This window comes from Nostoc sp. CHAB 5715 (genome assembly GCF_020829685.1).
Taxonomy (GTDB): domain Bacteria; phylum Cyanobacteriota; class Cyanobacteriia; order Cyanobacteriales; family Nostocaceae; genus Nostoc.
In genome coordinates, this window is sequence record NZ_JAIVFR010000305.1 from 1 (window position 1) to 7,401 (window position 7,401).

The 7,401-nt window shown below is 43.0% G+C and carries 8 protein-coding genes and 2 pseudogenes; 6 read left to right on the top strand and 4 right to left on the bottom strand.

Annotated elements, in window-relative coordinates:
* The 6 genes and pseudogenes from LC574_RS17845 to LC574_RS17870 form a co-directional block, all read left to right on the top strand.
* Positions 1-634 (top strand): transaldolase family protein (locus LC574_RS17845; protein ID WP_229454742.1); only part of this gene is annotated, 634 nt, incomplete at its 5' end.
* Positions 635-929: 295 nt separating this feature from the next.
* Positions 930-1,568, top strand: a complete 639-nt coding sequence (locus LC574_RS17850; RefSeq protein WP_229454743.1) for a Uma2 family endonuclease — start codon at positions 930-932, stop codon at positions 1,566-1,568.
* Positions 1,558-1,818: a XisH family protein gene (locus LC574_RS17855; RefSeq protein ID WP_229454744.1), complete on the top strand. Its 261-nt coding sequence runs from the start codon at positions 1,558-1,560 to the stop codon at positions 1,816-1,818. Before LC574_RS17850 ends, LC574_RS17855 begins: the two co-directional genes overlap by 11 nt.
* 145 nt (positions 1,819-1,963) lie before the next feature.
* Positions 1,964-2,170: pseudogene (locus tag LC574_RS17860) on the top strand (element excision factor XisH family protein); the annotation flags it as partial.
* Positions 2,158-2,493: a XisI protein gene (locus tag LC574_RS17865; protein ID WP_229454745.1), complete on the top strand. Its 336-nt coding sequence runs from the start codon at positions 2,158-2,160 to the stop codon at positions 2,491-2,493. The pseudogene LC574_RS17860 and the gene LC574_RS17865, both read left to right, overlap by 13 nt.
* 251 nt (positions 2,494-2,744) lie before the next feature.
* Positions 2,745-3,320 carry a TMEM175 family protein gene (locus tag LC574_RS17870; protein ID WP_229454746.1) on the top strand — a complete coding sequence of 192 codons (576 nt, stop codon included), beginning with the start codon at positions 2,745-2,747 and terminating at the stop codon, positions 3,318-3,320.
* Here the strand turns inward: LC574_RS17870 and LC574_RS17875 are convergent.
* The 4 genes and pseudogenes from LC574_RS17875 to LC574_RS17890 form a co-directional block, all read right to left on the bottom strand.
* Complete coding sequence (locus LC574_RS17875; RefSeq protein ID WP_229454747.1) at positions 3,280-3,555, bottom strand: hypothetical protein; 276 nt, start codon at positions 3,553-3,555, stop codon at positions 3,280-3,282. The genes LC574_RS17870 and LC574_RS17875 overlap by 41 nt on opposite strands.
* A 244-nt stretch (positions 3,556-3,799) precedes the next feature.
* Positions 3,800-5,002 (bottom strand): MFS transporter, encoded by a 1,203-nt coding sequence (locus tag LC574_RS17880; RefSeq protein ID WP_229454748.1) that lies wholly within the window; start codon positions 5,000-5,002, stop codon positions 3,800-3,802.
* Between the two features lie 412 nt (positions 5,003-5,414).
* The gene (locus LC574_RS17885) at positions 5,415-6,509 is read right to left on the bottom strand and encodes an alkene reductase (protein WP_229454749.1); all 1,095 of its coding nucleotides are present in this window, start codon (positions 6,507-6,509) and stop codon (positions 5,415-5,417) included.
* A 261-nt stretch (positions 6,510-6,770) separates the two neighbouring features.
* A pseudogene (locus tag LC574_RS17890) lies at positions 6,771-7,367 on the bottom strand (SDR family oxidoreductase); the annotation flags it as partial.
* Positions 7,368-7,401: the final 34 nt, after the last annotated feature.

Consider the following 7,401-nt stretch of genomic DNA (forward strand, 5'->3'; position numbering starts at 1 on the left):
GACACTATATCTAGACTCGGCGATCGCATCTGAAGCTGAAGTTGTTAAGCTTTGGGGATGGGTGAAAGGCATTACCACAAATCCCACGCTGTTGTCTCAAAGCGATACCCCACCAGAAACCACGCTCAAAAAATTGGTTGCCTTGACAAATGGCCCTTTATACTATCAACTTGTGGCATCTGATAAAGCTCTTATGCTAGCTGAAGGTAGAAAAGCTTTTGAGATTATTGGTTCACAAACAATTTTAAAGATTCCCGCAACACCGTTAGGTTTTGAAGTGGTGGCGAGTCTATCACCAGAAATTACCTGTTCGGTGACAGCAATTTACAGTGCAGCACAGGCAGCAGTCGCACGAGAAGCAGGAGCTAAAATTGCCATAGCTTATGTAAATCGAGCTACCCGGTTGTTAGGTGATGGTATTGCTTTGGTGCGGGATATGGCTAGCGTACTCAAAGGCAGTGATACAGAAATCTTGGCAGCTAGTATCAAATCTCCCGAAGAAGCAGCCGCCTCATTGCAAGCCGGGGCGGATCATTTGACTTTACCATTGGCAATGTTGCAGGCGATCGCAACTCATGAATTCTCACAGAAAACTGTTGAAGAATTCGCTAAAGGAGGCATCGGCTTAAAATAATTCGTAATTCGTAATTCGTAATTCGTAATTAAATATGAGTTTGTCAGATATCCCTAATCTCTGGGTTCCTTTAGCACTTTTAGGTTTAATTATTGTCGCTGCTGTATTTTTCAGCCGTAGCAGTTGATATTTAAGGCGTTGCATATTTGCGGGATGATTTTGCTAGTTTTGTGGGATGGGCATCTTGCCCGTCCCTTGTATTTCAGGGCGGGCGAGACGCCCACCCTACAAGAATCATCCCTTGATTCAGCAACGCCATATTTAACTATTACAGTGGAGGTGGAGGTTCAGTTCTATGTTCGCTGTTGTCACACCCGATAAAATACATTTGCCCCCAGGCGCAGTAGTCCGCCTACTTGGAAGTTGGCAAGACTATCAAGCACTCAATCAACAACTAGGCGATCGCTCCTCTCCTCGCATTAAGTATCGAGATGGAGAAATTCTCTTGATGGCACCGCTACCAGAACATGGGCGAAAAGTAAGTGTAATTGCAGATGTAGTCAAAGTTTTGCTCGATCATCTGGGACGAGAATATGAGGCATTTACCCCAATCACAATGGAACTACCACAAGAAAGTGGTATAGAACCAGACTACTGTTTTTATATTGAAAACTGGGAGGCAATTGCAGGTAAAAACCGCATCAATTGGGGCGTTGATCCATCTCCCGATTTAGTGGTGGAGATAGACATCACCAGCTACACCGATGTAAATGACTACCTGCCTTATCGAGTACCAGAAGTTTGGTTGTTCAGGAAAAACCAGCTTGTGATTTACAGATTGCAAGGCGATTGCTACACTGTTGAAACCAGTAGCCGCTATTTCCCGAACATCAATGTGTCAGAGGTAGTAACAGAGTGTTTAAAAATTGCCTATGAGCGTAATACTAGCGCTGCTATTCGGGAATTACGGCGGAAATTGACCAGTGAGAATTGAATATTTTGCGATCGCTTCTATGCGAGGACAAATGGCTGCTAAAGACCTATTCCATGATGCTGTAAAACAAGCACTTTTAAAAGAGCAGTGGGTGATTACAGCAGATCCGCTAAAAATAAAGATTGAGCGTGTAAAGTTTGAGATTGACTTAACGGCAGAAAAAATCCTTGCAGCTGATAAGGCGGGACGAAAAATAGCAGTTGAAATCAAAAGCTTTCTTAATAGCTCTGTCATCACTGACTTTCATTGAAAGCGACGGGAAACTCCATCCCCTCGTGGGTGTTCCGGGATAGTCGCCCCGTCGCTTGGGGCATAGGGCATTGGTAGCTTCTTCCCCATGCCCCATGCCCCATTTCCCATGCCCAAAAACTCCATCCCGCAAGTGGCGTGGAGTTTTTTATTCAGCACTGGGGCAGTTTTTGAACTATCGCCTTGCATTACAGATGAGCGAACCAGATAGAACATTATATTTAGCAATTCCCGTCGATACGTTTGAGTCGTTTTTTCAGGAGCGATTCACTCAGGAAGCTGTCAAGCTTTATCAAGTGAAGTTGGTGAGTTATGATCCACTTCAGGAGGTGATTGTCGAATGGAAAGAGTAGAACAGTACCGCCAAAGCATCCGCCAAATATTAATGTCTCACGCTACTTTTGAGAGTGGCAATTCAGACATTGAGTCTCAGCTTGTGTTTGATACAGAACATGACCACTACCAGCTTTTGGAAGTTGGCTGGGAAGGACTTAAACGTGTGTACAACTGTATCATCCATTTGGATATTAAAGATGGAAAGATTTGGATTCAGCGCAATATGACTGATGTAGATATTGCGTGGGAATTAGTAGAAATTGGTGTGGCAAAAGAAAATATTATTCTGGGTTTACATCCACCGTACAAGCGTCCGTATACAGGGTATGGAGTAGCTTAAGGGACTTCCAAATAAAAAAATATTCAATTAACTCTTGTGGGGTGGGCGTCTCGCCCGCCCAGTCCATAGGGCGGGCAAGATGCCCACCCCAGAATATTGGATAATTTATTTCTTGGAGTTCCCTAAGGGAAAGCAACCACAGCATATCAAGGATTACCGCGCAGACAATCTTCATCAATGACGGCTACTTGGTACGATAAAGTACAGAGTGTCACAACTTACTTTCAAGTAAATAAAAAAGGAATGCGTAAATGGGAAAAGGGAGGTTAGAAGCATTCAGCGATGGAGTGATTGCCATCATCATCACCATTATGGTGCTGGAAATCAAAGTGCCGCATGGGTTCGATTTAGCAGCCCTGCGTCCCCTGATTCCGGTATTTCTCAGCTATGTGCTGAGTTTTATCTTTCTTGGCATCTACTGGAACAATCACCATCATTTACTACAGGCAGTGCGACACGTTAATGGGCGTATCCTTTGGGCGAATTTGCATTTGCTGTTTTGGTTGTCGCTAATTCCCTTTGTCACTGGCTGGATGGGCGAGAATAACTTTGCTGCCATGCCAGTTGCCCTTTATGGTACGGTATTGTTGTTGTCTGCGTTGGCTTACTTCATCCTTACTCGCGCCCTCATTTCTCATCATGGCAGCGATTCGACATTAGCGATCGCAGTCGGTCGAGATTTTAAAGGAAAAATATCGCTGGTGTTGTATGCAGTGGCAATTCCACTTGCTTTTGTAAACTCATGGTTTGCCTGTATACTATACGTTCTGGTTGCAGTTATGTGGCTCATTCCCGACCGTCGCATTGAAAATACTCTCGCTCGCTGAACGTATTTGTCCAATATGCGATTGTTTCGCCTGACAATGCGATTGTTTCGCTTGACAATGCGATTGTTTCGCCTGACAATGCGATTGTTTTGCTTGACAATGCGATTGTTTTGCTTGACAATGCGATTGTTTCGCTTGACAATGCGATTGTTTCGACTGACAATGCGATTGTTTCGGCTAGCAAAAGCAAACCTACCCCAATACTGCGTAGGTTTTGCCTAAAAAATAACTCCAATGTAGGTTGGGTTGAGGAACGAAACCCAACATTTTCTTTCTCTTTGTTGGGTAACTAAAGTTCAACCCAAGCTACAAATCTTCAAAACCTACGCAGTATTGAAACCTACCCTTTCTTTTCCCTTGCCCCATCTAAAAACCTCGCCCAATCACACGAGATATCCAATAGGACGAGATAAAGTTTTTTGTATTTCATGCAAATGAGAACCGCTATAATCTAATGAGCGAATTTTAGGAGGAAAGCGTTAGACTCCTTTCACACAAGTGCAATACCTAAACACAAAAAATATCAGAACTGCAAAACCAGTTGCGGCATAAAACACACTACTAATTCCGCCAAAACCAAAGGCATAGCCCATTAACAACGGCCCTAATGTTTGCCCTAATCCATAGAATGTCCCGTTTACCGATATGATCGTCGCCAAATATTCTTTTGGTGCTAAATCTGCTAAAAGTGTTTGGATAGTAGGAAAATTAATACCAAGCCCAATCCCAAAAATTGTACTAGGGATTAATAGTAACCAGATATTTGATACGAAAGGAACTATTAACATAGCTAAAGCATAAAAAACATAAGATGCACTAATTAAACTTGTGCTGGTAAATCTTCTAGCTAATCTACCTAACTGAGAAGCTGTGATGGTAATTGCCACAGAAACACTAGAAAGTAGCAATCCAATAATGGTAGGTGGCGCTTTGAAGGTATCGTTAATTAGCTGTGGTAAATAGGTAACGTAAGCGCCATAAAGAAAAACAAAGTTAGCAGCACTGGCAATAAAAAGCCCAAATAGCTGACGATTTTTGATAACTTTTACGGCATTGCTTAAATACTGTTGGAGATTGCGATCGCCTTTTGGTTCTGGATTCTTGAGTGCAAACAACACCAGTAACCCAAGAGGAATCGCTAATATGGGCAGCATGAAGGGATAATACCAGCCCATTGTTGCTAATGCGCCACCGATTATTGGATAACTTGCTGTGCCGACGCTGCTGATACTGGCATTGTAACCCATTGCAGTAATCCGTCTGTCTCCTGTGTATAAATCGCCGATTAAGGTGATACTCAGAGAAAGCAAAGAAGCAGCACCAATTCCTTGCAGCAAACGCAACCATAGCAACAAATTAAAATCGCGGGTAAAGGCGCAAGCTGTACCAGCTATGCCAAATAAAAACAGTGAAGGAACAATAATTCTCTTTCTGCCCCATCTATCGGCAAGAATACCAACAACTGGCCCTAAAATCAAAGATGGTAATGTAAATGCTGTAATCAATAAACCCAAATTTTTCGGATTGATATTTAAGTCTTTGGCTAACTTGGGAAAAGCCGGGGTCACGCTAGAAACTCCAAGAACAGCAATTAGTACAACAGCACAAATAATCTGAAAATTTAGCTCTAGATAAATTGGTCTCTGTCGTTCAAATTGGCTTTTATCTTCTGGTGAATTCATGATCCTACCCTGTGTATAAATAATCAAGAACGCGAACTGTTTTAAGAGACACTTCGTGTTTATGTGCTAACAAGAGTACCTAAATTAATTGTCGTCTTAAGCTGCAACTTTTTTTCTATAAAACCGAAAAGTTTTACAGATGACAAATGATACCAAGTTCGGCAAATCGCTTACAATATGTCTGTCATTGCGAATGCAACGAAGTGGAATGAAGCAATCGCAAAGGTTTGGGATTGTGCGCTTTGCTCGCTTTTGACTAAGTTAGGACTTACGCAAAAAGTGCTGAAAAGCTTAATTTATCGAACCGCCAAGAACGCCAAGAACGCCAAGAATCGTAGAGTTTGCGTAAGTCCTATAAGTATTAAGTCGAACATGATATGATATTTTTGATTTAGAGATGACTGTGATTTCTTCAAGTGGTCTGAAGTTCTAAAAATGGGTAATCAGTGTATCCTGTTGCATCAGGGGCATAAAATGTCTTTGGATCTGGGGTGTTCAAATGTGCGTTAAGTTCTAAGCGTTTTGGTAAGTCAGGATTAGCAAGAAATAACTTGCCAAAAGAAACTAAATCTGCATTGCTGCTGGACAGAATACTATCTCCTGTTGGGCGATCGTAGCCACCATTGGTAATCAAAGTACCTTGGAATATTTGGCGGAAGTAGGGTGTTACGGGGTTCATGACTTCGCGGGTTGCTAAATCGACTTCGTTTGGTTCCATTAGGTGAAGATAGGCAAGTCCAAAGGGGTTAAGAGCCTTGATAGCATAACTAAAAGTTTCTTGAGGGTTAGAGTCATGCATTCCATAAAAAGTGTTACTTGGCGAAAGTTTGATACCAACACGGTTTGCACCCCAAACGCTAGCGACTGCTTGCACAACTTCTAAGAGGAATCGGCTGCGCTTTTCTATTGAGCCGCCATACTCATCTGTGCGCTGGTTCGAGCCATCTTGGAGGAATTGGTCGATTAAATAGCCAAATGCACCATGAAGTTCAATGCCATCAAAACCAGCCGCCAGGGCATTTTTTGCACCTTTGCAAAATTGCTCGACAATCTCGGAAATTTCTTGAGTTTCTAAAGCGCGGGGAGTTTCCAACGATACCTTACCTATGGGTGTATGGAGTGAGCCAACCCCAGCGATCGCACTAGGAGCAACTGGCGACTCTCCACCAAGTAAAGCCGAGTGAGAAACTCTCCCAGAATGCCAAAGTTGCAAAAAAATTCTGCCCCCTTGTTCATGTACTGCATTCGTTGTCAATCGCCATCCAGCCACTTGTTCTTCTGAGTAAATTCCTGGGCAGTTGATGTATCCTAAACTTAGAGGTGAAACCATTGTACATTCGGTAACGACCAGCCCAGCACTAGCGCGTTGGGCGTAGTAAGTTGCCATTAGCGAATTTGGGATGCTTGCAATTGCCCGTAAACGCGTCATCGGTGCCATTACAATCCGATTTGGTAAGGTGTAAGGGCCAAGCTGAACTGGTGTGAAAAGATTGATATTGGAATTCATGGCTTAAATTTCTATTGGTAGATTAACGGCGTTGCAAATTACTGACTGAGGTTTTGAAACGGGGAATATCGTTTTCATGAGGAAAACTTCGATCGCCTCACAGAATGGCGAAGGCGTTGCCCCCGAACTTCAATGTATGGGAGGATAGTCGCCCCCTGAGCCGTCCTAAAGTCACTAGTCATTTGTCAAAAAAAGATACAAATGACAAATGACAAATGACAAATGACGCGAAATCCCACTCCTTTTAGGGGTGGGATGAGCTTAAGCGATTCCACCATTTACACGGATATTTTGCCCAGTGATCCACCTAGCTTCGTCGCTAGCGAGAAATGCTACTACGTCGGCGATTTCTTGTACCTCTCCCAGTTTGCCAAACGCAGCCATTTGGGCTAAACGGTCTATCTGTTCTTGTGTTTTGCCTTCTCGAAACAGTTCTGTATCGGTGGGGCCAGGAGAAATAACATTAACCGCGATCGCCTTTGCACCCAATTCTTTAGCTAGTACCCGCGTGATTTGTTCAACAGCACCCTTAGTTGCTACATAAGTACTATAAGTTGGCAGCATCATCGCCGTAGTTGATGAGGAAAAGTTGATAATCCGTCCCCCTTCTGATATATGTTGCGCGGCTTGTTGACAAGCAAAATAAGTGCCTTTGACGTTAATGGCAAAAATCGCGTCAAAATCTTCTTCACTCACCTGAGCAATTGGTTTATAGAAAGCGATTCCGGCATTGTTAACTAAAATATCGACTTTACCAAAGCGCTCAAGTGTTTGTTTAAATAACCGTTGGATGTCGGGTACTTTGCTAATATCAGCTTGGATAGCGATCGCTTCTACTCCCAACTTTTCAATTTCTGCAACAACTTCTTGTGCTTATGTAGCAACTAAGGGT